At 45.1% G+C, this 24,668-nt stretch carries 22 protein-coding genes; 9 read left to right on the top strand and 13 right to left on the bottom strand.

Annotated elements, in window-relative coordinates; translation table 11 throughout:
- The first annotated feature begins 104 nt into the window (after positions 1 to 104).
- The gene (locus tag NFI81_RS21955) at positions 105 to 2,621 is read left to right on the top strand and encodes a phosphocholine-specific phospholipase C (RefSeq protein WP_234614992.1); all 2,517 of its coding nucleotides are present in this window, start codon (positions 105 to 107) and stop codon (positions 2,619 to 2,621) included.
- Positions 2,622 to 2,624: 3 nt separating this feature from the next.
- Here NFI81_RS21955 and NFI81_RS21950 read toward each other — a convergent pair whose 3' ends face one another.
- From NFI81_RS21950 to NFI81_RS21925, 6 genes are all read right to left on the bottom strand, one after another.
- The gene (locus NFI81_RS21950; protein ID WP_234614993.1) at positions 2,625 to 4,514 is read right to left on the bottom strand and encodes an ATP-binding protein; all 1,890 of its coding nucleotides are present in this window, start codon (positions 4,512 to 4,514) and stop codon (positions 2,625 to 2,627) included.
- 179 nt (positions 4,515 to 4,693) lie between these two features.
- The gene (locus NFI81_RS21945) at positions 4,694 to 5,026 is read right to left on the bottom strand and encodes a cupin domain-containing protein (protein WP_234614994.1); all 333 of its coding nucleotides are present in this window, start codon (positions 5,024 to 5,026) and stop codon (positions 4,694 to 4,696) included.
- Between the two features lie 82 nt (positions 5,027 to 5,108).
- On the bottom strand, positions 5,109 to 6,356 hold the full coding sequence (locus tag NFI81_RS21940; RefSeq protein ID WP_234614995.1) for an RNA polymerase sigma factor: 1,248 nt from the start codon (positions 6,354 to 6,356) through the stop codon (positions 5,109 to 5,111).
- Positions 6,357 to 6,698, bottom strand: coding sequence for a YciI family protein (locus NFI81_RS21935; protein ID WP_234614996.1), 342 nt, complete (start codon positions 6,696 to 6,698; stop codon positions 6,357 to 6,359). It lies immediately after the preceding gene.
- An 84-nt stretch (positions 6,699 to 6,782) separates the two neighbouring features.
- Entirely contained in the window at positions 6,783 to 7,199 is a 417-nt protein-coding gene (locus NFI81_RS21930) for a hypothetical protein (RefSeq protein WP_234614997.1), read from the bottom strand.
- A 156-nt stretch (positions 7,200 to 7,355) separates the two neighbouring features.
- Positions 7,356 to 9,788 (bottom strand): TonB-dependent receptor, encoded by a 2,433-nt coding sequence (locus NFI81_RS21925; RefSeq protein WP_234614998.1) that lies wholly within the window; start codon positions 9,786 to 9,788, stop codon positions 7,356 to 7,358.
- A gap of 170 nt (positions 9,789 to 9,958) precedes the next feature.
- Between NFI81_RS21925 and NFI81_RS21920 the strand changes: the two genes are divergently transcribed.
- Together NFI81_RS21920 and NFI81_RS21915 are read left to right on the top strand one after the other, a co-directional pair.
- Entirely contained in the window at positions 9,959 to 10,540 is a 582-nt protein-coding gene (locus NFI81_RS21920; RefSeq protein ID WP_234614999.1) for a Crp/Fnr family transcriptional regulator, read from the top strand.
- Between the two features lie 106 nt (positions 10,541 to 10,646).
- A complete protein-coding gene (locus NFI81_RS21915) occupies positions 10,647 to 12,251 on the top strand; it encodes a TonB-dependent receptor (RefSeq protein ID WP_234615000.1) in 1,605 nt (534 codons plus the stop codon).
- Positions 12,252 to 12,341: 90 nt separating this feature from the next.
- On the opposite strand, the gene NFI81_RS21910 is transcribed toward NFI81_RS21915, so the two are convergent.
- The 5 genes from NFI81_RS21910 to NFI81_RS21890 form a co-directional block, all read right to left on the bottom strand.
- Entirely contained in the window at positions 12,342 to 13,721 is a 1,380-nt protein-coding gene (locus NFI81_RS21910; RefSeq protein WP_234615001.1) for an alpha/beta hydrolase family protein, read from the bottom strand.
- A gap of 299 nt (positions 13,722 to 14,020) precedes the next feature.
- Positions 14,021 to 14,521 carry a GNAT family N-acetyltransferase gene (locus NFI81_RS21905; RefSeq protein WP_234615002.1) on the bottom strand — a complete coding sequence of 167 codons (501 nt, stop codon included), beginning with the start codon at positions 14,519 to 14,521 and terminating at the stop codon, positions 14,021 to 14,023.
- Positions 14,522 to 14,668: 147 nt separating this feature from the next.
- Complete coding sequence (locus tag NFI81_RS21900; protein ID WP_234615003.1) at positions 14,669 to 14,947, bottom strand: DUF4242 domain-containing protein; 279 nt, start codon at positions 14,945 to 14,947, stop codon at positions 14,669 to 14,671.
- Positions 14,948 to 15,086: 139 nt separating this feature from the next.
- Complete coding sequence (locus NFI81_RS21895) at positions 15,087 to 16,589, bottom strand: HAMP domain-containing sensor histidine kinase (RefSeq protein WP_234615004.1); 1,503 nt, start codon at positions 16,587 to 16,589, stop codon at positions 15,087 to 15,089.
- Between the two features lies 1 nt (position 16,590).
- Positions 16,591 to 17,295 carry a response regulator transcription factor gene (locus NFI81_RS21890; protein WP_234615005.1) on the bottom strand — a complete coding sequence of 235 codons (705 nt, stop codon included), beginning with the start codon at positions 17,293 to 17,295 and terminating at the stop codon, positions 16,591 to 16,593.
- A 138-nt stretch (positions 17,296 to 17,433) separates the two neighbouring features.
- On the opposite strand from NFI81_RS21890, the gene NFI81_RS21885 reads away from it, so the two are divergent.
- From NFI81_RS21885 to NFI81_RS21860, 6 genes are read left to right on the top strand one after another with little or no spacing between them, the layout of a single operon-like run.
- A complete protein-coding gene (locus tag NFI81_RS21885) occupies positions 17,434 to 18,720 on the top strand; it encodes a spondin domain-containing protein (RefSeq protein ID WP_234615006.1) in 1,287 nt (428 codons plus the stop codon).
- Positions 18,721 to 18,765: 45 nt separating this feature from the next.
- Positions 18,766 to 19,233 carry a YHS domain-containing (seleno)protein gene (locus tag NFI81_RS21880; RefSeq protein ID WP_234615007.1) on the top strand — a complete coding sequence of 156 codons (468 nt, stop codon included), beginning with the start codon at positions 18,766 to 18,768 and terminating at the stop codon, positions 19,231 to 19,233.
- A gap of 15 nt (positions 19,234 to 19,248) precedes the next feature.
- Entirely contained in the window at positions 19,249 to 19,689 is a 441-nt protein-coding gene (locus NFI81_RS21875; RefSeq protein WP_234615008.1) for a YHS domain-containing (seleno)protein, read from the top strand.
- Complete coding sequence (locus NFI81_RS21870) at positions 19,689 to 20,087, top strand: DoxX family protein (RefSeq protein WP_234615009.1); 399 nt, start codon at positions 19,689 to 19,691, stop codon at positions 20,085 to 20,087. Before NFI81_RS21875 ends, NFI81_RS21870 begins: the two co-directional genes overlap by 1 nt.
- Positions 20,088 to 20,140: 53 nt before the next feature.
- Positions 20,141 to 20,647, top strand: a complete 507-nt coding sequence (locus NFI81_RS21865; protein WP_234615010.1) for a hypothetical protein — start codon at positions 20,141 to 20,143, stop codon at positions 20,645 to 20,647.
- Positions 20,635 to 22,422, top strand: coding sequence for an NRDE family protein (locus NFI81_RS21860; protein WP_234615011.1), 1,788 nt, complete (start codon positions 20,635 to 20,637; stop codon positions 22,420 to 22,422). Before NFI81_RS21865 ends, NFI81_RS21860 begins: the two co-directional genes overlap by 13 nt.
- Before the next feature lie 35 nt (positions 22,423 to 22,457).
- On the opposite strand, the gene NFI81_RS21855 is transcribed toward NFI81_RS21860, so the two are convergent.
- Both NFI81_RS21855 and NFI81_RS21850 read right to left on the bottom strand, forming a co-directional pair.
- A complete protein-coding gene (locus NFI81_RS21855; protein ID WP_234615012.1) occupies positions 22,458 to 23,069 on the bottom strand; it encodes a DUF3455 domain-containing protein in 612 nt (203 codons plus the stop codon).
- Between the two features lie 245 nt (positions 23,070 to 23,314).
- Positions 23,315 to 24,589 (bottom strand): M57 family metalloprotease, encoded by a 1,275-nt coding sequence (locus tag NFI81_RS21850; RefSeq protein WP_234615362.1) that lies wholly within the window; start codon positions 24,587 to 24,589, stop codon positions 23,315 to 23,317.
- Positions 24,590 to 24,668: the final 79 nt, after the last annotated feature.

Below are 24,668 nucleotides of genomic sequence, written 5' to 3'. Positions count from 1 at the left end.
AACAATTCACTTAATCACAAATTGATAACAGTAATTTTTCTTGAAACACCCTTTTATTTGAGTTATTAGCACGGATAAAATTTCAACAATAATTCAAAAGTCAGATGGATTCAAGAAGGGAATTTCTGAAAAAAGCAGCAATGCTATCAGGCGGGGCTGGCATGGCCGGACTTTTTCCTGAGTCAGTTTTAAAAGCGATGGCGATTAATCCGGAGCCGAATTCCACTTATCTGGATGCGGAGCATGTTGTGATTTTAATGCAGGAAAACCGCTCTTTTGATCATTGTTATGGCAAACTGCAAGGCGTGAGAGGTTTCAACGATCCGCGTGCGATTGATTTACCCAATAAAAATAAAGTCTGGCTGCAAACCGATACAAAAGGAGACACCTACGCTCCTTTCCGGCTGGACATCAAAGGCACCAAGGCAACGTGGATGCACGATCTGCCGCATTCGCGCGAGTCACAGGTGGATGCTTATAATGGTGGAAAATATGATAAATGGCTATCTTCCAAGAAGTCAACCCGAAAGGAATATTCCGACATGCCGCTGACTTTGGGCCACTATGACAGGGAAGACATTCCGTTTTATTACGCATTAGCCGATGCGTTTACGGTTTGTGATCAGAATTTTTGTTCTTCCATGACGCCCACACACCCGAATCGCTACTATTTGTGGTCGGGCACCATCAGAGAAAAACCAAGCATTGACTCGCTGGCGGTGGTTCGCAACAGTTATTTCTCTTATAACAAACCTGTTAAGTGGAAAACCTTCCCTGAAAGACTGGAAGAAGCTGGCGTTCCCTGGGCTTTTTATCAAAATGAGATCAGCGCTGTCATGCAGTTTAATCCAAAACAGGGCTCCTGGCTGGGTAACTTCGGCTGCAATCCCCTCGAACGTCACGCGCAGTATAATGTGAAGTTTTCGAAGGAATATGTCCGTTTTATCAAGCTTGAAAGTGAGAAAATAAGAAAACAGCTCGCCGAATCAGATCCAACATTAACAGCGTCGACATCTGAGGAAAAGGACAAACTTGCCAAATCCAACGAGGGTAAGCGGGCCATGTTGGAAAAATATGAAACAGAAATAGCACATTACACCGAAGAGAATTTCAAAAAACTCTCCGTTATTGAGCAGGGAATTCATAAACGCGCATTTGTCACGAATCGGAATGATCCGGATTATATGAAGCTGAGTTCGATCACTTACAATGACGGGACAGAAAAAAGAACGGTTGACGTTCCTAAGAGCGACATATTTTACCAATTCAGGAAAGATGTAAATGAAGGCAAGCTGCCGACGGTTTCCTATTTAACTGCTCCGCAAAACTTCTCAGATCACCCCTCGGCGCCCTGGTATGGAGCGTGGTTTGTGTCGGAAGCATTGGATATCCTTACCAAGAACCCGCAAGTCTGGAAGAAAACGATCTTCATACTTTGCTATGACGAAAATGATGGTTACTATGACCACATTCCGCCATTTTCCATTCCAAATCCGCTTAAACCCAACACGGGAAAAGTGTCAGAAGGCATTGATCTGGAAGCTGAATATGTGACTTTGGAGCAGGATATGACACAAGTTCCAAAGGCGAACGCGCGTGAAGGAGCCATAGGTTTGGGCTTTCGGGTGCCTTTGGTTGTCGCATCCCCTTGGTCGAGAGGCGGAAAGGTAAATTCACAGGTTTTTGACCACACATCCATTCTGCAATTTTTGGAAGAATTTGCGAGTCATAAAGCCAAAAAAGAGGTAAAGGAAACGAACATTTCCGAATGGCGCAGAACAGTTTGCGGCAACATCAGCACGGTTTTCCAGCCCTATGACCCCTCAACATACAAAAAACCTACCCCTGTCGACCGGGATGAAATTGTGACGACAATTCATAAAGCGCAGTTTAAAGCGGCCCCGGCCAATTTCAAGGCGCTTAATAATGATGAGATCAGCGCCATTAACAAAGACCCATACGCTTCCGCGAGTTTACCCAAGCAGGAACCCGGCACACGGAAATCGTGCGCAATTCCGTATGAGCTGCATGCTGACGGCAAATTAGGAGCGAATAAGCAAACATTTGAGATCACATTTGAAGCTGGCAACAAGGTGTTTGGCAAACAATCAGCAGGATCGCCATTCATCGTTTACGCCATTAATGCTTATCAAAATGAGCCTATGAAAGTCTGGAATTACGCTGTTCGTGCGGGCGACAAAATTACGGACAGCTGGAATTTAGAGGATTTTGAGGGGGGCCGCTATCATTTACGCGTTTACGGGCCTAACGGGTTTTTCAGGGAGTTTGCGGGCAGTGCGCAGGATGCTCATGTCCAGATCGGCTGCCATTATGTTTTGGATAAAAAAGGAAAACCAACGGGCGATGTGCTTGTTGAAGTTCAAAATCATGAAAGCGCGGCACAAACCGTAAACATTATAGATGTCAGCTACGGCCAGAAACCTGTTGAGATGAAGGTGCCGGCTTCGGGATCACAACGTGCAACCATTTCGCTTGGCAAAAGCAACAGCTGGTACGATTTCCATGTAAAAACTGGCAATGAAAATGTCGTAAAAAGATTCGCAGGCCACGTTGAAACCGGAAAAGAAAGCACAACGGATCCGCTGATGGCAAGAGCCTGATCGCTAGGCTTCTATGCCAGAGCTTACAATGACGCTGCTGGGGAGCAGGATGTAGAATGTGGTGGTAATTCCGGCCTCGCTTTCGAACCAGATGCGGCCATGATGCGCTTCAATGATCTGCTTGCTAATGTACAGCCCTAGACCAAATGGCTGCTCACCAGCCGTTCCGGCACGTTTTGAAGAAGTAAACGGATCAAAGATTTTGTTCTCAAATTCTTTGGGGATCCCCAGACCGTTATCCTTAACGGCGATCAGGATTCCACCGGCTGTTTCCGAAGTGCTCACTTCAATCGAACCACCCTCGGGGCTGAATTTCACTGCATTGATGACAAGGTTACTGAGCACGCGTGAGAGTTTATCCCCATCCACCAGAATGGTCGCGTTAACCGAATTAGACAAAACCAATTCCTGATTTTTTTCTTTTGCCCTGAAAATCAGGAGCTTGATAACTTGTTGAAGAAAAACCGGGAGATCAATTTCCTCTTTATTAAGCTCCGACTCTTTTAAGCCAAAATCCGTCACCAGCAAATCACCGATCATGGTCATGCAGTTTTTGCTCGACTCATTGATCATTTGAATAAATTCCCGGCTTTCCTGCGGATTCGTATCATCATCAATAAGCATACCGCTCATCGCATTGATGGCGCCAATAGGGTTTCTGAGGTCATGCGCCACGATCTTGATCACGCGCGCATAGTTTTCATTGGTCGATTCCAGCGCTTCCATGGTCGTTTCGAGCTGTCGGAATTGGATGCGTAGCATTTCATTGGTCCGCTTAGTCATGAGCCATGTACGGAGCAAAAATCCAATACTCAGGATCGTAAGGACACAAATTGCGACTGCAAGCCATAAGAAGCGCTTGTTATAAGCCACTTTTACCTGCTCCGACCTTAATTCCTGGTCCTTCACCGCATATTCGATGTAATCTATGCCCGAAACTTTGTCAATTTTAATTTGTTCTTCAAAAAGCCCGATCAGTTTTTGTGCATAGCTGTAAGCCTGTGCTTTATCATTTCGCACGGTGTAAAAATCGTACAGTTTTCTGGCTATATCCCTGGCATATAATCGATAACCCTTTTGTTCCGAGATCTCTAATGCGCGTTTATAGTAAGTGATCGAAGTGTCCGGAAGGCTGGCAAGATGCTGGTCGCCCAGGTTGATCAGCAAGTCCATACTAAAAAAGTACAGTTCCATTTTCAGGCTCTTTGCCAATATTTGTTTCAGCAATTCGATGCCTTTATCCCGCTCATTATTAGCCAGGTAATCCGCAGCACGCAATTGTTCAATGGCAAGTTGCATGCGCCGGTCATTGTACTTTGCGGCGATATTTGTTGCCCGCTCAATACTTTTGTCCCTTATCCTGCCCTTGAATTCACCGGGATAAATCAACATATAATTGTAGATCGCGATAGCCGTAATGGAATCATGAGCAATGCGGTTTCCGAGTTCCAGCGCCTGTTTAAAGTTGGCAATGGATTTCTGGGTTTTGCCCGTAACGGTGTAAACCATGGCAATGTTCATGAGGGTCTGAACAATGTTGGAGGAATCGCCGATGGCGACATAACGGTTGTAAGCATCATTATAATAGCGAAGCGCGAGTTGCACATTGCCTTTTATATCAAATACAATCCCCAAATTATTAGTCGCATCCGCAATCCCTTTCGCATATTCCAGTCGTGTGGCAATTTCGCGCGCACGCAGCGAATAGTAGAAAGTGCTATCGGCATTTTGTTCGTAGAAAAGCAATGATATTTTATTGACAGCATCCACATAGCGAACGCTGTCCTTGATCTGTGGAAGTGAATGTTGCAGTTTTCGGATCATTTCAACCTGACCGGATGCAGGCATTATCATCGACATCATCAACAGCGCGCAAACGATTAGGACTCTCATTTCAGGGCATTTTTGGGCGAGCACGCATCTATCAAATAAATATTACAAACTCTGCGCTCAAATGCAAACGAAAGAACGGTCACGAATATTCGAATAGGCTAAAAATTGCGGATTTGCAGGTTCAATTAAGTCTAATTAATACGACGCGCTTTGAAGATTGCCAGCAAAGCAGCCTTTCATTATTCCGTTTTTGTTTCCATTCCTTCCAACTCAAATGTCAGATTCACCGATCTGGGACCTTTGGGACTTGTTTTGTGGAGTACATTTTTGGGGATCGTGAAAAGTTGTCCGGGATGGAGTTCAATGGTTTCGCTTTCAAGCGCTATGACAAGGACGCCTTCTATGCATAAGAAACTTTCATCTGAATTGGGATGATAATGCCAATAGAATGGCTCGGTCATGATGCTGATCCTGATCACATGATCATTAACCAGACTAAGCGGCAAATTGGTGTAATTTCCTGCCGCGGCTTCACTGACCTGTTGCAGATCGATGCGTTGTAGTGCTTGCATACGAACCCAACACTTTTTCGGGATAATAGTTTAAACTCTACAATTTTTGCTAGAAAATTTTAGAGTTTCGCTCCGAAGCAAATTACTTACTTTTATTAAATAGGCTCGATAACTGCTTTTGCAATGTGGCCTTCTCTCCCCTGGATTTTGTTAATCTAATGGCTTCTTTATAATGGATTATCGCGGTGCCAACATCCTCTGCCGAATATAAATAGCCAAGCGTGGCATGGTAGTGAGCGCTACCTGAAAGATTCAATTTCTCCACTTCTTTAATAGCAGCTTTGTTTCCATAAACTTTGCCAAACGCAAAAGCGCTATTCAATGCGGTTACCGGCGTGTACTCAATCAAAATCAGTTGATTGTAAAGTTGCAAAATGTGCGGCCATTTACTTTCATCGTTGCTTGTAGCGTGCCAATAAGCAATTCCTGCCTCGAAATGATATTTCGAAACTTCCTGGCTGCCTGCGGCATTTATAAGATAGTATTTGCCTCTTTCAATCAATGATACATCCCATTCAGCCTGATCCTGCTCATCAAAAAGTACGATTTCTCCTTTTGCGCTGATCCGGGAATTAAGGCGTGAACTTTGAAAACACATTAATGCAAGCAATGCGTTTACGGATGCTGTGTTCGTATATGCATTTTCGGTGAGAACCAATGTCAACCTCAGGGATTCCGCGCACAAAGTTTTCCTTACAATCTGGTTGTTTGTTTTAGAATAGTATCCTTCATTAAAGAACAAATACAGGGTTTTCAACACCGTTTCCATGCGTTGCTCAATGTCTTCCTGGCTAAGCTGCCGCAGCTCGAAACGGTCGTTCCGTAGGTTAGTCTTTCCCCTTAGCAAGCGTTTTTTGATTGTTTCCGTCTTGGTAAGCAATGCGTCGGCAATTTCCTGAATGCTAAATCCGCAGAGAATTTGAAGTGCGAGGGAGATTTGGGTTTCGGCTGAATTTGCGGGGTTGCAAACCGCAAAGATCATTGCCAGCTGGCTATCGGAAATAATTTGATCACTAAATTCAAATTCTGCGTCATTCCCGATTATGCTATCAGTGACAATGTTCTTTGCGGCTACGTCAATTACCGAGAGGTGTTTGATATGGTCGTAGGCCTTATTTTTTGCAACGGTGTAGAGCCATGCCCTTGGATTCGCAGGAATTCCGTCTAGTGCCCATTGCTCTGATGCTTTTAAAAAAGTTTCGCTGGCAATGTCTTCGGCGATTTCGAAGTGCTCCAAACCAAAACGACGGCATAAGACAGCCGTCATTTTAGCATACTCTTGCCGGAAAAGGTCGGGTAACAGATCGTTTAGCAATAGATTGCTTTCCAATTAGTCACGCTTTAAAACTTCTCGAACTTCGATATTTCCACCACTTTTAAAAATCGGATTTCCTTTTGCTATTTCAACCGCTTCATCGATGGATTCCGCTTTAATCACAATGTAACCAGTGATAAACTCTTTGATTTCTGTGTACGGACCGTCGGTAACCACGGAATCGGGCCTTACAGTCTTCGCGCTTCCGGGCGTTGGCAGAAGCGTATTTCCCTTATCCACCAATTTGTTTTGCGCAGCGATCCCGGCCAGCCAGTTCATACGTTCCTGCATTTGCTCCGGCGATGGCTTGAAGTCACTAATGTCTTTCAATCTGAAAATCAATGCAAATTCTGTCATATAGTTGTCATTTAGTTTTTCAAATGACGATTGAAAAACGACTATGGGGACACCAGGCACGAAATATTTTTGTATTGGTTTGCCTTATCGCTCTTTTTGCTTAAATCTATACCGTATCCCCCAACTTCCTCTGACGATCGTTGAACCCTCAGAAATGATGGGGGCCAATTCGATATGAAACCCGAAATTTTTCGCAGGAAAAGGAAAGAAATGAGCCCCGATGGGTGCGACCAGTCCGGCAATAGCATTTGCCCGACCGCCCAATCCAACATACACTTCCACATCTTGCTTGTTGATAAACTGGTAGGTAGCAACTGCCTCCACCGACATATTCTCCAGCTGCGTGTCTATCCCCAGGCGGAGTTCTGGAACAAACCGGTCTGCCAGCTCATAATTAAGCCCTATGAAAGGCAAATTGGATTGGTGAACGCTAACCCCGAACTGGGCAAAGGAGAAATTAATGAAGAAAAAGCAAAAAATGATCGTCAATAGTCTACGCATATCCTGGGGTTTCTGAGATCACACTCTATTGTCAATTTACGAACTATTACCACAAATAGAGAAAAAAATCCGGATTTCCGATGTTGTGGTTCCATTTTGAATTGGAGTGCAAGAAAAGTAAACCACTAATACAGATGCAGAGGTGACAAAAGAATGCTATAAATAAATCCTATACATGATGTTGGGAAAAATGCCAAATTGCTTAAAATAACCCACAGAGCCAGGTTTAGTATCGTCGTAATATTCCGAAATCCGGCTCAGGCGATTGGTAATGTTGTCGATATTGAGAAAAAGCTCGTGCGTTGTTTTACGTTTGTTGACCTTGTGACTGGCCGAGAAAGTGACCTGGTAAATGTCGTCAATCTTGCCTTCGTATGCTCTTTTATAATCCCAGATTGTTCCGCTTTCCGGGTTGGCTATCACCTGTCCGGCACCATTCCGCAGTAACGGAATGTACTTTTTCCCACCTCCGAAAAAGACTTTTGCATTAAGCGAAATACTTTTGTTATTCCTGCGGCCGAGGTTAGTAAACTCCTTGCCCATCAGCACATTGACTAGGTAATTGTCGGCATAGGCCGTGTTCCTTTCCTTACCGTCAAGTGGCGTGTATTTGGACTGGTACAAAGACGAATTGATCAGGAAATAGTAATTTTTGTCAAAAAACCTTTCAATGGTCAGCTCGACGCCGTAGTTCCTGCCTTTTCCTTTATTAACGAGCTCCACGTAGCGAAAGTCCTGGCCTTCATTAATGGTCGCATAAGCGCTGGTATCCGAATTTTCAACTGGTAAATTGTACAAATGCTGATAGTAAGCTTCTGCCTTAACCCTGAGATTTTCCGTTAAGCGATATTCGTAACCCGCCACGAAATGATGTGCTTTTAGCAGGCCAAGATTCCGGTTAGGCTCCGTGTAGCTTCCATTGGGTTGCTTTACTTTCGCAAAATAATTGTGTACCCGGTCCATCGTGCTGTGCAGCCCATATCCAGCATTGAATGTCCCCCGGTTACCGACATTCCAGCGAATCGCCAGTCTCGGTTCGAGCGTGCTTTTATGATTATAAAGCACATTCATATTGTGGAGGCCGGTTACGATGGTTACCCTGTTTCCAGCCCTGTATTTCCAGCTCACAAAGTTGCGAAGCGTAGCAATGCCTTCGTCAAAGTCCGACAGAACCTGAGGTGAGCCGGTAGTATCATTCAAAAAGCTTTGGGCATAAGAAAAGTTGTTATACACAAACTTGGCGCCGGCCTCAATCCGGTGACGGGCATTCAATTTATTATTATAAGTGATCGACGCACGATAGGCGGCATTGTTCAACCGGCTTTTGTAACTGAGTCTTTCGTTTGCCAGTGAGTCCCTGAGCCACTGACCCGCATCATCACGGATTTTGATGACATCGGATTGGTCGATATCCTCATTGATCCCGTTCCCTGAAAAGGAAAGCAGCGTCGTTAATGATCCATTTTTACTGATTTGCAAACGATGCGATAGGCCTGCATTCATCAAAAATGAGCGTTTATCATAGTCCTTGCGGATTCCTTCCAGAGCTGACTGATTTCCCGGAATCGGGGCTGTGCCGGGATTGAAATTGTCAAGAGTTACCCTGCTCAACCCGCCCAGCCCAAACAATGAGAAGGTTCCTGCTTTTTTGGTTGGTAAAGATAATTTGAATGCGCCATCCTGAAATGTGGGAGCGCCGCCTTCTATGTTCACCAATCCAATGTCACTTAAAAGACCAATTGTGGAATACCGGTAATTGGCCAAAAACGATCCCTGGTAATCTTTCCGAAAAGGCCCTTCCAGCGTCACATCGGCACCCAAAATCCCCAGTCCCAGTATTGACTGAAAATTCTGATTGTTCCCATTCCGAAGCTTCACATCATACACGCCCGAAAGCACGTCACCATATTCCGCGGAGAATGCGCCTGTATAAAAATCCGACTTAGCGAGCAGGTTATTATTCAATGCGCTGACACCGCCACCCACGGAATTCTGGTCTGCGAAATGGTTAGGGTTGGTAATCTCCACACCTTCGAGCCGCCACTGGACGTATTTTGGCGAATTACCCCGAACAATCACTTCATTGCTTCCGGTAGCATTATTGGTAACCCCCGCAAAGCTCGACAGGATCATAGCCGGGTCATTGAAACCTCCCGCATATCTTTTTGTTTCATCCTGTGAAACAGACCTGCCGCTCAGGAGTGCCATATCATTTTGCGCCTCGCCTTTGTTTTCGGTTGCAGTTACCACCACCTCATTCAACTGCGTAGTTGCTTCCTGCATGACCAGCTCCAAAACCACCTCCTGGCCCGCATCCACAACAATGTTGGAAACCTGACGCTGCTCATATCCTACCAGCCGGAGTTCGAGCGTGACCCGGCCCAGGGGAATTTGTTCCAATGAAAATCGGCCTGATTGATCGGTTATTACACCTTTTACCGGCGCTGATCCGGCAATTAAGACTGTTGCACCAGTTAACGGTTGCTTGCTGTCGGCGTCGGACAATGTCCCGCGGATGTTTTGAGTGACGGTCTGAGCACTTCCCGCCATGGCTAAAAGCGAGAAGAATGTTAAAGAGAAGTACTTCATGTTGCTTTGCTAATAGTTGATATTTTCGCAAAGTTGAATTGAAGTTAACCGGCATCCATTGACTTTGGTTAAGAAATGAAGAGCGAACGTTACCCCACTTGTAACAATCTTCGTATATTCATGGATTGTAGATAACCTTACTACCTGGGACAGATAAAAGAAAGCAGAAAATGCAAGACGTGCTATTTGACTTTATATCAAAATATGTTTCCTTGACAGAAGATGAAAAGAATATCATCATCTCTTTTAACACTTTTCGGACATTCAAAAAAGGAACAACGCTTTTAAGAGAGGGGCAATATTCTAATGAAGTATATTTCGTATTGAAAGGTTGTATCCGGTCATATTACCTTATTGACGGAGTAGAAAAAACAACCGCATTCTACACAGAAATGGAAGGCTTGACGCCGCATTGTGTTACCAGTAAAGCACCTTCCCAATATTACATATCTTGTATTGAAGACTCCATACTTAATGTTTCAAATCCAGAAATGGATGTCGAGGTTTTCAATAAATTCCCAAAATTCGAATCAATGTGCAGAGTTTTATCGGAAGAACTTTTAGCTAAACAGCAAATCAATTTCGACGAGTTTAAGACCTCTTCCCCGGAACAACGATATTTGAATTTATTACAGAAAAGGCCAGACCTTATCCAACGAGTGCCACAACACCAATTAGCGAGCTATTTAGGTATCAAACCCGAATCTTTAAGCAGGTTAAGAGCAAGGATTTTAACGAAAAATAAGGGGTAGGCGGGAATGAATACTGTTGTCGCAATATGTAGAATGGATAACATATATTGCCTCAAAAAGCATACAGCCGAACGATTAACTTTCATTTTAATTGTGTATCGTCAACATGCAAATACGGTATCTCTTTCTTTTTTTCTTATGGATATCGCACACGTCCCAATCGCAGGACATCGCATGGGAAATTGCTGGAATTGTCTATGACGAAGCTGGTAAAGCACTGCCTTCTGCTGCTGTCTACATTAATAATACATCTATTGGTGCTTCTACGGACAGGAGCGGTAAATTCCATATAACTGTTCCTGCCCGATATAAAAAGGTAGAGTTAATCGCCTCTTTCGTAGGATATAAGCCGGAAGTTAAGCATCTGCTCGCTGCCCCTGGCCGCACGGCTAATGTGGTATTCAAGCTTGATATCAACAATGTAATCCGTGAGGTTGTGATCACTGGAAAACGTGACAAGCATTGGAAACGAAAATGGAGGATTTTTCAAACGGGACTACTCGGGGATTCTCCATTGGCCAGACAGTGCCGCATTGTTAACCCCGAATCAATCACGCTCAATTTAGATGAGCAGACTGGCCGTGTCACTGCAATAAGCAACCAACCTGTGCTAATCGAAAATTTAGCCCTGGGTTACCGCGTAAGTTTTCAGATGAGCAAGTTTGAATCAGATGGAAAAAAAACATTTCTCTCCGGTTATAAATTTTTTGAAAATGCGCTACTTGAAGATCCCGATAAGAAAAAGAAGCAAATTCGCAACAGGGACACAGCTTTTAAAGATTCTTTCAGGAATTTTTTAGTCTCACTTACAAGGAAAAACCTTGATTCATACGGTTTCGAGATGTTTACTATGAAAATGACAAGGGAATTTTATTTAACAAAAATCCCTTTGGAACGCGAAGTTGCCAGCGGAAATTTTGTTCCTGTCAGTGCTGACTCTATCTGTGTTTTTGATAAAGACAAAGGGCACTTTATTTTGCACTCTAAATATCCTTTGATTGTCTTCCAAAGAAAACACTACAGCAGTACATCAGTGTTTTCTGACTACCCATTTAAATATTCACAGATCGTTTTGCCTAATCAGTATTGTACGTTTACAGAAAACGGTTGGTTAATAGCTCCGAACGGGATCACTATTCATGATGCATGGGCGAGTGAAGGCTTCGCTGAATTGCTGCCAATAGACTACTTGCCGCCTGAAAGCGACACAGTTATACCTTCGATTGCGCTTATTCAGCATTCAGGTAAGGTTAAATGGGACGCGCCAGCTGAAACAAAACTACCTAACGTCGAAATCCAACAGACTATCTTGGACAAGGAAGGACTTTTACAAGCTGATTTTAAACTAGATACAGCATTGGTCACACCTGATTACGTTGTATCTATAAATGAGACAGATCGCTCGGGTTCAATATTTGACTTACTAAAAAGAATCCCTGGCTTGCGAGTGACTTATAATGAAAGATCCAATGAATACAGGGTTCACTTTGTTGAAAACAATGCCAATATCAGTGCAGACAGCAATTTTGACAATACTGTAGCCCTATTGCTTGACAATGTTTTTTACAGCGGGGCAAGCACGGTTGTTCCTATGCTTAATTCGATAAATGTCAGTGATTTAAAATCCATTTCTGCCGTTCGATATGGCAGTTCAGCGGGATTTGGGTCGAGGGGAGGAAATGGTACGCTGATTGTCCAAACAAAAAAATAATAAAAACATGTAGCCTGGATATGCTTTGTCGAATCATAAGTAAAAACGAATACATCACCGCTAGCGCATGGTGACGGACCTGCATGAACGTTAATAAGCAACTGATTTCCTCGCGATACTCTCATAGCGGTTAGCAACGGCGTCAGTCTGAGATGGATTGCCATTTAACGTATGATCGAAAAACGCATCTAATAAGCTGACCGTTGCCTTATGCGTTTTTTTCGATTGTTGACCAATACTTAAAACATACCCCGCCAACAGGCGCGCAGGAGGTGCTAACAGGAGCGGTACATCCGTAAAACTGTAATGATCGGCGTCTTCCAGTTCGTATCGATACCCACCGTGAAATTGCTTGAATAACGCCTGATTGCCCGCTTCATATCTTTCGAACCGACCTACTTCATCTTTTTTACTTTCTATTAATAGAAAAGGAAGATAAACAGTTGATTTGGGTAACCCGCCGTACAGGGTGCCATCGATATTGACCGCTGCTTTAATTCTCGACTCACCAGCCATGGCTGCTGCACCCGTAGCGCCACCTAGGGAATGACCTGCGATGCCAATCCGGTTCAGGTCAAGGGAAGTGAAAAAAGTATCAGCGTTAGAACTTTTATTTTCTATTTGATTGATTACGAACTTCACATCAGCAACACGAATGTCGAGCCGGTCTTTCATAAACCCAAGTCGGTCAGAATCCCCCGGTTGAAAGTTTTCAATCGTGGTGGCCAGTTTGCCGTTTGCTAGTTGCGTTATAGCGGCTTCATAGGGATGATCCAGACAGAGCACAACGTAGCCATGACTTGCCATACCAACAGCAAGGCTGGTATAAAACGCGCGCGCGGCTCCATAGCCTGGCAGAAAAAGCACAACAGGCCACTTTTCCCGAGCTTTTGCTGGTGCTGCATTTGTTACTGCATAAGTATCAATTTGATCGTAGTGATCCATTAAAAAGCTTGGCATAATGCTCACCTTTGGCGGTAAAGTGGGCAACCCATCCAGATAAAGTGAATGGGTTCCTTTCGCGTCCCCTTGTGCCGGGTACCAGGCTTGAACAATTACATTTCTTTTATCAAAAGGGTCCTCGCTTATCTGTTCAGCTCTGGTTGAATCTACCCAGCGAAAAATCTGGGTTCCGACAGAATACTTGCCGACAGGCTTTGTTAAACCAGGAACAGGTAGAAAAATAGCCCAGGGCACCAGGGCAACGACCGTTAAGATCCCTAAACTAAAGTGCAGAAGTTTTCGACGCGATCCTAGTTTGCCGTAGATTGCGATCATCAACAAGCAGCTCTGCAAATAAGTTGGAATATATTGCCAATAGAAACCTTTCCAAAAAAATTGAATTACAAATAAAAGGGCTAGTAAGCCAGTTGAAATAGTCAGTATGCTGTTGGCCCGCTTAGAAGAGATTATTACATAGACTGTAGTCATCACCAGCATTACCAAAATCAGGATATCCAAGCTATTCATTGATTATAGCAACATTTTAAAAACAAATTTAAGATAGATTGGTCGCAGTAAAGATCCTAACAGAATCACCGACGTGGATTACCTACTCTCCCAACTCACCGATCAACTGAGATAAGAAAACTGAAAACTAGTCATTGTGCAGTTGTCAAATTTATGCTAAAATTAGCAATCCGTTAGTAATGAGTTATTGAAAAAGCAAAAGATACCCACTCACTAGAAATCATAGTCGTAAAAATTAAAAACAGTAAGTTGGTACCTGTGCGGTTCAATTAGCTATTAGTTCTCTTATTTACATGTATTTATAACCTTTTTGAGAGTACTATCAGATGATTACATTTAATTCCATGATCAAATAGTGGTTCATTATAGTTGTTAATGTTACTGTCAAAATAATGCTTGACGAGGTAATCATATTCAAATCCCATTTTCTGATAAAGATATAGTGGCCCTATATTAGGGGTAGAAGTAGCAATAAGAATGGTTTTATATCCTTTCTGTTTAGCAATTTGAAAGGAATTTTTTATCATTCTTGTTCCAATTCCCTGACCTCGCATATTCTCAGCAACAGCAAGATTTTTTATCTCAATAGTTTCGGAATTCACAGTCACAAGTACACAAACTCCAATTGTTTCATTTTCAATCACTGTAAGATAGGTTTCTCCGCTTGATAGATAACTATCAACAAGTTTTTTCGATGGATCAGCATCTAACAGTAAATTGTAAGGAATTTTGTCGTTATCGTTTAACATCCTAATTTGGGAACTAATTACTAACTGGCTTTCTTTTTCTGGCAATTCCATAATCGTTAATAACATTTTAGGGCGAGTCGTTTTGACTATACCATTGTTGTTGCCATTGGTCAAATAGCAATAATATTCGCCGCGGAAATGTTCGGAGCGGATATGGCCATAACAACCTTAATCTTCACAATGGAATTGTGCCTGCTACTAGGTGTTTGCGCCGGTAGTGGGATCAATGATGGTTTTAACTTCCGCAATGGAACTAATTGGAAAATTTCCAAGCCGGGCGTGCTCTCGTATCACTTCCTCTGACTCCGCAATGTGGACACAGTAAAGTTTATCATTTGTAACAAATGATTGTATCCAATGATAAGGCACACCGAGTTCGCTGACTGTGGCGCACGATAATTGCGAGATAGCCTGCAATTCTTCTCCTGAAAGATTTCCCAAACCAGGAATATCTCGTTCGATAACAAATTTTTTCATTTGATTTTTTTATTTGTTTATAATTTGGTCACAAAGATATTGTGCACTGGTTATATGGATTTTGGTATTATTGCCCATATTACTAGGCAAAATTCCCTATTTTAGAATAGCAGGTGCACTTAATGTTCATCGAAATCATCTACTTATTACTATTAGGGACTACAACAGGATAGAATCCACTTTGCAAGAAAAATTCAAATATGGCTCCCTTTCCCGGTTCACTCAAAACCTCAATGGAAGACTGATGTAATTCAAGGATTTTTCGGACGATAGCCAAGCCCAGTCCTATCCCTTTCGAGGATGCGATATGCAGGTCGGCCTGTTTGTAGCGTTCGAAGATCTGCTCCTGATATTCCTTGGCTATCCCCACGCCGGTGTCGGTAACTCTTACCCTCACGCCGTTGCCGAGTTCGAGGAGGCCTACGGATATTTGCCCGCCATCCGGAGTAAATTTGAAAGCATTGTCAAGCAGGTTTTGGAAAATCCGCTCTGTCAGTGCGATATCCGCGAATACCGTCGGCAGAACGGTGGGTGCTTCGAGTGTCAGGCGGATACTGCGTTCCGTGGCTTTCAGCTGATAGGCACTGAGAATGTCAGAGACCAGCTCTCCTATCGGAAACAGCTCTTTTTGCGGTGTAACGACATTGGCTTCCAGTTTCGAGTACTGGAACAATTGATCCACCAACCCGGAAAGCCTTTTAGTGCCCTCGTGGACAATGGATAGATACCGCTCGGTTTCAGCGTGGGACAGCGAATCACCTTTGATCATCAGCGTTTCCACATAGCCCTGCATAATCGAAAGCGGCGTCCGCAAGTCATGCGACACATTCGCGATCAGCTCCTGCCGGAACCGATCGGCGGCGGTGATTTTTTCAATGTTATCGACGATGACATCGGCCATATCATTGAAGGTAGACGTGAGTACACCCAGATTACCCTTTGCGTAGCCACGTATCCTTGCTGAGTAGTCTCCATCCTTGAAGGTTTTCACTACGCCTGCAATGCTGCAGATGCTGTCGGTGATCAGAAAAAAAGTCACTACACCCACCACAAATGCTCCTAGCAGGGCCGCAAAAAATATGTAAACAGCTAGCCGGAAATAAAGGTCATCATTGAGCGAGCCGAGAATTTCCTTCTGCTTTTCGCTTGCGAGTACCGCATATACATACCCCGCCACCTTCCCATTTTCAAAAACAGGTGCGACAGAGAAAATGCTTGCTTCGTCGGGATGTTTAGGATTATCACCCAGCGGCCGCTTGCTTGAATCGGCCGCCAGCCATTCCCTGACCTTGGCCATGTCGACTTTGTTCATTTGAACGGTAGCTTGGGGTACTACATAATCGGTGATCTTGCCGAGTGTATCGAGCAGGTATACTTCCACACTCGGATTGGCCACCATCGTTGCATGGATGATATCGTGCGTAACCGTCGTATCAGGCTTTCCGTTTTTGATAGGTTGGGTAAACGAGGCAAGGTGCCCCGCAATGTCACCATAAAGCTGCTGATGGGCAGCCATATAGTACGATTTGGAAAACCGCGATCCAATTAAGACGAACACCAGGGCAAGCACTAGTAAAAGGCTCGCAAATACGCCGCTGATCTTCCAGAATAACAGGTTTCCACGGATGGTTTTTACAGACATATTACAGGTCTTCATTAAATCGGTAGCCAATGCCCCAGGTGGTTAATACAAATGACGGATTGGAAACATCCACTTCAATTTTTCCTCTGAGCCGGTTAATATGTGTGTTAACCGTATGCTCATAGCCTTCGAAATCGTAACCCCAAACCAGACTCAGCAGCTGTTTGCGGCTATAACTCCTGCCAGGATTGGAAGCCAGCAGGACGATCAGCTCAAATTCACGCGGCGAAAGCTCGATGCGCTCCCCGAGTAGCATAACTTTACGTTTATCAATATCGATTTCAAGACCGGCAATGCTGATCTGCGGTGGCCGCGGCGTGCTGTACCTGGCCTTTTCTTCGCTCCGGCGAAAAATGACGCGTACACGTGCAATAAATTCCCTGATGCTGAAGGGTTTGGTAAGGTAATCGTCGGCGCCTGTTTCAAGGCCCATAACCTTATCAATTTCTTCGGACCGCGCAGTAAGCATCATTATTGGCGTTTGTCGGTCGTTCTGCCTTACCTTTCTGCACACTTCCATCCCGTTCATACCTGGCAGCATTACATCCAGGATAATCAGCTCGAATGCCGAATCCAATGCCCTCTCAAGACCATTCTGCCCATTTTTTTCAGCAACCACCTTACATCCCAGATCAGATAGATGGATGGTCAGCAGCTCTGTGATATTGCTGTCGTCCTCAATGATCAAAACATTTCTTGTATCCATTTGCCCCCTGATTTTCTGCAAGTTCATAAATAAAACAGCACAAAATCCGGTGTGATACTTTTGTTATAATTCTGTAACGCCGGTGGGATATCGTCTCCGTTGTTTTGCATCATTCCAACACGCAAAACACAACCGGATATGATCAAACCACTGCTTGGGCTATCGCTGACAGCCCTTATTTTCAGTTCTTGTACGAAGGACCACGATCCTCAACCACAGCCGAGGACTATTTCGATCGAGAATGTCCTTGACAGCAAACCGTTGGTACAGTCGGGAACATTCAAAGGGGCCGGCGCTCCCCCTGTAATCCTGCCCGGGCAATCCATATCTTTCTCATTTTCGGCATCCAAAAACCAGCGCCTGACCTTCGCCACCATGTACGGGTGGAGCAATGACCTGTTTTTTGCACCAGAAAATCCGGGTATAAGGCTCTATGGTGACGATGGAACGCCCATTACAGGAGAAATTTCGTCGAAGATCAAACTATGGGATAACGGGACAAGGGTGAACGGCAAACCAGGAATGGCCCTCGTGCACCCTGGCACGGCAGAAGCTGCGAAACGAAACATCAAGGAAGTGAATGGCATGGACGACTATGGCCATGCATTTCTGCCCGCATCGCAATTGATGAAGGTGTCGCTAAATTATGACGGCAGTTCAATGTTCACTGTCACGATCAAAAACCAGTCAGGCGGTACGGCTAACGAAACACCATTCAGTCCAGGCAACTGGGCGATTTCCTATGTGGCGGGCAACGACCTGCTTTTGCCCGAACCGATCTATTCCAAAGATAAGGCTACAACGGAAGCATTGACACGCATTGCCGAAGCAGGCGACAATGGACCAATGAGTGCAATGCTGACCGGTCTGACAGGCATATTCACTCCGCTGTCGCCAATCCTTGTGATTGTTTACAACGGTAGTGAAAACCCTTTTTTCAAGTCCGGGGAAAACGACAGGGGCGAAGGATTGAAGGAATTGGCACAAAAAGGCAATGCCGACATGTTGGCTAAGGCCCTGACGGGTAAGGGTGGCGTTAAAAATGTTTACGTTCTCAAAGAACCTAACAGCACTGTGTTGTTGCCTAAAATCGGCGGAAATCCCGGCGGCAAAGTTTCCCAGTCACTGTCACTTATGCCCGGCGACCGCATCGCGATTGCAACCATGTACGGATTTTCGAACGACTGGTTTTTTGCCCCGAAAGGCAATGGTATTGACGGAAGCACCACGGGAGATGTTTCCAGCTCCATCGGATTATATGATAATGGTACGGCCATTGACCAATTTCCCGGTGCAGGTATTACCCAATTTAATCTGGCTGGAACGCCGTTGGCAGAGAGTAAAGCCATTGCTCTGGTCCCCAACCCTAACCAATTCACCACGCTGCCAGCGATCGGCAGCATGATCAAAGTTACGCTGCAATAACCCACGCCTCGCTGTGGCAATGCAACGGGTTTTAAATTCAATCTAATGAAAAAGCAAATCAGCATTTTTTTATTGCTCGCGCTCGGTCTTGGACAAGCCTTTGCGCAAACGGTCGAGATTCGTAAAAAGCAATTTAACCTGGAAGGTTCCGGGCTGGCGATTCAAGGCTATGATCCGGTTGCATATTTTATGATGAACAAGGCACTTGAAGGTAAAAAGGAGTTTTCGACCAACTTCAACGGAACTGTCTATCGGTTTATGTCCAAACAGAACCGGGATGAATTTGCGGGTAACCCTGCCCGCTACGAACCTCAGTATGGCGGCTGGTGTGCATTTGCAATGGGCAAGAAAGGGGAAAAGGTGGAAGTTGATCCCGAAACTTTCAAAGTCATTGACGGTAAGCTTTATCTTTTTTACAATAAGTATTTCAACAACACCCTTAAAAGCTGGAATCAGGACGAAGCCCGTCTAAAAGCGCAGGCGAATAAGAACTGGAGCAAATTTGTACCTTAAAATCCAAAATACATCATGAGAAAAATTATTTTAGCAACGACTTTCATACTAACTGCATTGGGCAGTTATGCTCAAAAATCAGAGATATTCGCACCCGGTGGCAAAGCCATTAAAGGATATGACGTAGTGGCATTCTTCAAAGATGCCGGACCTGTTGCCGGGGCCGATAGCTTATCCTACCAATACAAAGATGCCCAGTGGCTATTTGCCAACCGCGCCAACCTGGATGCATTCAAAGCAAATCCCGACATGTATATGCCCCAATACGGCGGCTATTGTGCCTACGGAACATCCCAAGGTCACAAAGCTCCTACTGAAACGGATACCTGGACCATCGTCAACGATAAATTATACTTCAATTACAACCAGAAAGTGAAGGAAAACTGGTCGAAAAAGCGGGATGAGCTCATTAGGAAAGCCGATACAGAGTGGCCACTGATCAAAGACAAGCAATAATGAGGCGTAAAACTCAAAAGACCTGGACATGGCTGCTCAGATTGGCCTCCGCCGGGATCATGCTTCAAACCCTGTTCTTCAAATTTACCGCAGCCCCGGAATCCGTTTACATCTTTTCCAGTCTGGGGATGGAGCCATGGGGCCGTATACTGGTCGGCGTTTTTGAACTGATCGCTTCGGTATTGATTCTGGTGCCACGCACCACAGCTTACGGAGCCTTGGTGGGGATCGGCGTAATGACCGGCGCGATATTTATGCACCTTACACGTCTGGGTATTGAAGTGCAAGGCGATTCGGGGCAGCTGTTTATTTACGCGGTGCTGGTGATGGGAAGCTGTTTGATTCTGGCCTATTGGCAACGTAGCAGTTTGTCAGGCATTAGAATGCGTGAACATTAATTGATCAGCCGGTGCCTGGCGAGGTACTGGCTGATTTTGACCATACGATTGATATGAACAGACTAATAACAACATCACTGATTCCACTGTTGGAACAACTCGGCGATGTCCTGAGCAGGCTTAGCGATGTGCAGTATATCAGCAAAATTCCCGTATTGTCGGAAGCTTCGCTGGGTATGCATGTGCGGCACATCATTGAGTTTTTCCAGGAGCTCGAACAGGGCTATCTTGTCGGCTGTGTAGATTACGATGCCAGACGCCGGGAAAAGGCTATTGAAAACCACCTGGATTGTGCTATATTAAAACTCCGCCAAATAATCGCGGACCTCAAATATGATAATAAAACACTGCTGCTGGCTTATAAACCGAGCAGCGGAACGCCGAATTTTCATGTTCAGACTAGCTACGAGCGCGAGCTGCTGTACAACCTCGAACACACAGTGCACCATATGGCGATATTGAAGATCGGTATCAGAGCTATATCTAACATTGAGCTGGCTGAGGATTTCGGCGTTGCCAGTTCGACAATCCGATACCATCAGGATAAATGTGTACAGTAACCTACATCCCGGCTGAAAACAGCATTTTCCTCACCTCTAACCGGGACGAACGCATTGACCGGGCTCCGGCAGTGCCGCCCGAGTGCTATTGCGTAAATAAAATTGAAATGATCTACCCCAAAGATGCGCAGGCAGGCGGGACATGGATCGTTCTGAACGGTGACCGTTCGGCAGCAGTGCTCTTAAACGGCGGTTTTAAAAATCATTTTTACCAGACGCCGTACCGCAAAAGCCGGGGACTCATCATGCTGGATATAATGAGTACAAATTCGCCTGCCGACCATTTCCAGGCTATGGACCTTAAAGCCATTGAGCCATTCACCATCATTCTTTTAACCCAAGGAAGACTTCGGCGTTGCACGTGGGACGGGGACCATAAACATCTCACTGAGCTCGACGCGACCAAACCACATATCTGGGCGTCGGTAACATTATATGACCGCGATATGCAATTACAACGTGAAAACGCCCTAATACAGTGGCTCAAAGAGACCAGGCAGGTAAAACCGGAAGCTGTGGCGGACTTTCACCTAGGCGCCAACATGAGGTATGAGACCAGCAATGCGCCTCATAATGCAAATATCCGGACGGTGAGTGTCACCTTGTTAGCGCTTTCGACTGACAGGCGGGCTAGCGTGCTTTATCATGATCTGCACTCGGGCGAAGTCGCTGCCAAACGCATGCAAACACAGGCTTCTGGCACACCATTATTGTTTAACAGTTTTTATTGGAAAACCCGGAGATTTTGGATCCGTCTCAGACATTGGGAATACTGGCCATTCGCATGCTTGTATCTTCCCCTGGTCCCGCTGTGGTTATGGCTCAGCTTGCGGGCCCGGTCATTGTTGTTTTTCAGTGCGGCAAATCCCGGGATAGCATACTCCGGTTTTATCCAGGAACGCAAAAGCGATATTTACCCATTATTGCCGGAAGGGTTATATCCAAAAGGCGTACTTTGCAAAACCGGAATGTCGGCTGGGGAGATCAATTCGGTGCTCCGCGAGTCCTCTCTTGATTTCCCTTTGATTGCCAAACCCGATATCGGCGAGCGCGGCATTCAAGTTGAACTTTTACGTAAGCCGGCTGACTTAGACGCCTATCGTTCTCGCAGCAAGGTTGACTTTTTATTACAGGAGTATATCGACTATTCCCATGAGATCGGCATTTTCTATTACCGTATTCCAGGAAATAAAAACGGGCAACTATCAGGTATTGTCGGGAAAGAGTTTTTAAGCGTGACCGGAGATGGACAGACCAGTCTGCTGTCTCTACTAATGCAAAATGACCGAGCTGTTTTGCAGCTGCACGCATTGGCAGCTGTCTTTGGCGATCAGTTTGATAACATTCCTGACTCCGGGGAGATACTTACCCTGGTACCGTACGGCAATCATAGCCGTGGATCCAGGTTCATTGACCTGCATAGCCGCATAACACCTGGCCTAACAGATATGATCGATAAGGTATGCACACAGGTGCCCGGCTTTTATTTCGGCAGACTGGATATCCGCTTTAAAAATTGGGAAGAACTCGAAGCCGGAAGACATTTTTCGATCATCGAATTGAATGGTACAGGCAGCGAACCCACACACATTTACGACCCCGCCCACTCGTTGTTTTTCGCATGGAAGGAGATTTACCGACATTGGGAAATCGTTTTCAAGATCAGCATGATCAATGCTCATAATGGCAAGCAGCCTTTGATGAGCCTGAAAGAAGGTCTGGAAATGAAAAGGGCGCACGACAAGCATTTGAATCTAATGCAGGCCCTACATTAACTACAAAACTGTTAATCTCTTATCAGAACTTGGTTTCAGGGATTGATTTTTGAGAATATATAAACAGCCGTGTAAGGAACGTCTACGGTTTCCAGCGCATTACCCGGCGGGACAACAGGCGCCCTCCCTCCCTTTGTTGCAATGCGCTGAATATAATCGGTCTCTTGAAATCTGCCATTAGGTATTGTTCCTGTCTTAGGCATTAAGAGCAGCCAATCGATGTGCTGCGGATCCACGTTAGTAGTTTTTGCCGGAGAAAACTGCTGGCCTACGATCAACGAATTCGTAGCATCAACCGTCCAGGATGGCCCACCAAAATGTCGTCCCACTTTCGCATTTGAAACAGCGAATAAATCAGCTTCTGGCTCAACGAATACCCATTCATATGAAGTAGGATAGCTATATAGTTTTTCCTGCGCCTTGTATCTTTGTACGCCTTCTGCAAAATAAACTGCCACTGGACTGTTTCCATTAGGATTAGCGGGCAATGCTACTGCCGCTGGAATTGGCAATGCCAGGGCCTGGGCAATTTTAAAAGCTGGCGATGACGTGTCTGGATCAACATGGTCGGTACATGCGGTCAGAGAGACTGCTGCAAATACAGCCATCCTTATCAAAGTTGTGAACGAATGAAATATTTTGATCATTATAATCAGTTTTTACACTATAAATGGATCACGGTAATGTAGTATTGTGAGGAGCGAATATGCCGTGCGTATTATCCAGTTCAACCCAGGTATGCAGCGTCCACAAATTAAATTCTGTATTGGTCTCCAATTCATCGTCCTTACCTGAAAACCTTCGGGAACAGCAGGTGGATTTTTGATGTCGGTGATAAGCGTGGCGTACTCGACAATGGATGAATTTTTCTGAATTTATTTGTCGCTTTGGACTATAAACTCTGGTACCAGATTTCTCCCAAGCTATTCACTGCCCAAGGCTGACCGATAGGATTAACAGCCAATGTAACCGCAGTTCCCGGCATTGAGCTCCAACCAGTTCCATTCCACCTGGATAGGGTATAACCTCCATAGACGGGATTGCGACCAGTAATGTAAACGGATCCGTCGAGTCCGGCGAAAATATCAGTGGCCGATCCGGACACTCCTGACCAACTCGTGGAATTACCTCCGAGGAAGGAAATTTTACCCGTATTGTCGACTATCCAAGGGATACCCTGCGCGCCCGCTGCGATACGCACAGCTCCACCCGGCAGCTTAGTCCAGTTGGTACCATTCCATTTATGTATACCAAAACCTCCTGCAACTGCGGCCCCTCCGACCATATATACCGAACCGTCCCCGGCCGCCGCAATGTCCTTTGCAGTCCCGGGCATTCGATCCCATAAGCTTCCGTTGAAGCGATAAATACCCCCAACCGAATTGACAACCCACGGTACATCACCTGCACCTGCCGTAATTTTTATGGCCGATCCTGGCATCTTTATCCAGCTACCGGATGTGCTTTGTCGATAAATTCCAAAATCAGCACCCACGGGGTCCTTGCCAATGGCAAAAACCGACCCTTGTGCTCCCACTGCAATATCCGTGGCAGATCCAGCAATCTGAACCCATTCACCATTGGGATACAAGATCTGAACGGCCTTCTTGTCGCCAATAGTAAATCCTGTCCAGTTACTGCTCATGGAGTTCATTACTGAATGAGGGTCAGCAGTCGGAGTACCCGGGATAACTTGCTCGAAAAAACCGGGTGTCTGCAGATCAGTGTGCGCTATCCCAATTGTGTGCCCTAGCTCATGGGCCATAACAGTTAATTTTTCAGCGTCGGGAATATAGCTATACTTCAAATTGATAACAATGCTAGATCCTGGCTTTCCCTCCATGCTTGGAAACTGCGCGTTAGCTGCTTGAGGGCTCTCCGCATTAACATTAGACACTATTTCCATGTCCGCCCAACGGAGCTCACTCACCTCCGAAAATTTGACTTTGATACCCCTCAGTAGATTCCATTGCGCTATGGCAGTTCTTGTGACCGCAACCCATTCTGGTGGAGTACCTGGACGCATATAAATTTTAATGTTTCTTACCCAAGTATCAGACACGAGCCAACGCCTCCGACGATGCGCGCTGGCCAGATTTACGTTATCTTTATATTGCTTCTCAGCTTCTGTTTTGGATATCAAAATGTCACCTTCAATGACAAACATGGTGTCGGCCGGATTGTAAACGATTGCTTTTTCCGATGCGCCCATGGCTTCCGTAAGAAATCGTTTTAATACTTCAATT

The sequence above is a fragment of the Dyadobacter fanqingshengii genome (assembly GCF_023822005.2).
In the GTDB taxonomy this organism is placed as follows: Bacteria; Bacteroidota; Bacteroidia; order Cytophagales; family Spirosomataceae; genus Dyadobacter; species Dyadobacter fanqingshengii.
Note: the sequence above shows the minus strand (reverse complement) of the source record. Positions and strands in the feature narration are given on the sequence as shown.

Coding starts and splice junctions, on each gene's coding strand:
- NFI81_RS21895 (WP_234615004.1), bottom strand. CDS start 16,589: ATGTCTGTAAAAACCATCCGTGGAAACCTGTTATTCTGGAAGATCAGC.
- NFI81_RS21950 (WP_234614993.1), bottom strand. CDS start 4,514: ATGAGAGTCCTAATCGTTTGCGCGCTGTTGATGATGTCGATGATAATG.
- NFI81_RS21875 (WP_234615008.1), top strand. CDS start 19,249: ATGAGAAAAATTATTTTAGCAACGACTTTCATACTAACTGCATTGGGC.
- NFI81_RS21955 (WP_234614992.1), top strand. CDS start 105: ATGGATTCAAGAAGGGAATTTCTGAAAAAAGCAGCAATGCTATCAGGC.
- NFI81_RS21910 (WP_234615001.1), bottom strand. CDS start 13,721: ATGAATAGCTTGGATATCCTGATTTTGGTAATGCTGGTGATGACTACA.
- NFI81_RS21945 (WP_234614994.1), bottom strand. CDS start 5,026: ATGCAAGCACTACAACGCATCGATCTGCAACAGGTCAGTGAAGCCGCG.
- NFI81_RS21880 (WP_234615007.1), top strand. CDS start 18,766: ATGAAAAAGCAAATCAGCATTTTTTTATTGCTCGCGCTCGGTCTTGGA.
- NFI81_RS21850 (WP_234615362.1), bottom strand. CDS start 24,589: ATGTTTGTCATTGAAGGTGACATTTTGATATCCAAAACAGAAGCTGAG.
- NFI81_RS21905 (WP_234615002.1), bottom strand. CDS start 14,521: ATGGAATTGCCAGAAAAAGAAAGCCAGTTAGTAATTAGTTCCCAAATT.
- NFI81_RS21860 (WP_234615011.1), top strand. CDS start 20,635: ATGTGTACAGTAACCTACATCCCGGCTGAAAACAGCATTTTCCTCACC.
- NFI81_RS21855 (WP_234615012.1), bottom strand. CDS start 23,069: ATGATCAAAATATTTCATTCGTTCACAACTTTGATAAGGATGGCTGTA.
- NFI81_RS21865 (WP_234615010.1), top strand. CDS start 20,141: ATGAACAGACTAATAACAACATCACTGATTCCACTGTTGGAACAACTC.
- NFI81_RS21870 (WP_234615009.1), top strand. CDS start 19,689: ATGAGGCGTAAAACTCAAAAGACCTGGACATGGCTGCTCAGATTGGCC.
- NFI81_RS21920 (WP_234614999.1), top strand. CDS start 9,959: ATGCAAGACGTGCTATTTGACTTTATATCAAAATATGTTTCCTTGACA.
- NFI81_RS21890 (WP_234615005.1), bottom strand. CDS start 17,295: ATGGATACAAGAAATGTTTTGATCATTGAGGACGACAGCAATATCACA.
- NFI81_RS21935 (WP_234614996.1), bottom strand. CDS start 6,698: ATGACAGAATTTGCATTGATTTTCAGATTGAAAGACATTAGTGACTTC.
- NFI81_RS21885 (WP_234615006.1), top strand. CDS start 17,434: ATGATCAAACCACTGCTTGGGCTATCGCTGACAGCCCTTATTTTCAGT.
- NFI81_RS21930 (WP_234614997.1), bottom strand. CDS start 7,199: ATGCGTAGACTATTGACGATCATTTTTTGCTTTTTCTTCATTAATTTC.
- NFI81_RS21900 (WP_234615003.1), bottom strand. CDS start 14,947: ATGAAAAAATTTGTTATCGAACGAGATATTCCTGGTTTGGGAAATCTT.
- NFI81_RS21915 (WP_234615000.1), top strand. CDS start 10,647: ATGCAAATACGGTATCTCTTTCTTTTTTTCTTATGGATATCGCACACG.
- NFI81_RS21925 (WP_234614998.1), bottom strand. CDS start 9,788: ATGAAGTACTTCTCTTTAACATTCTTCTCGCTTTTAGCCATGGCGGGA.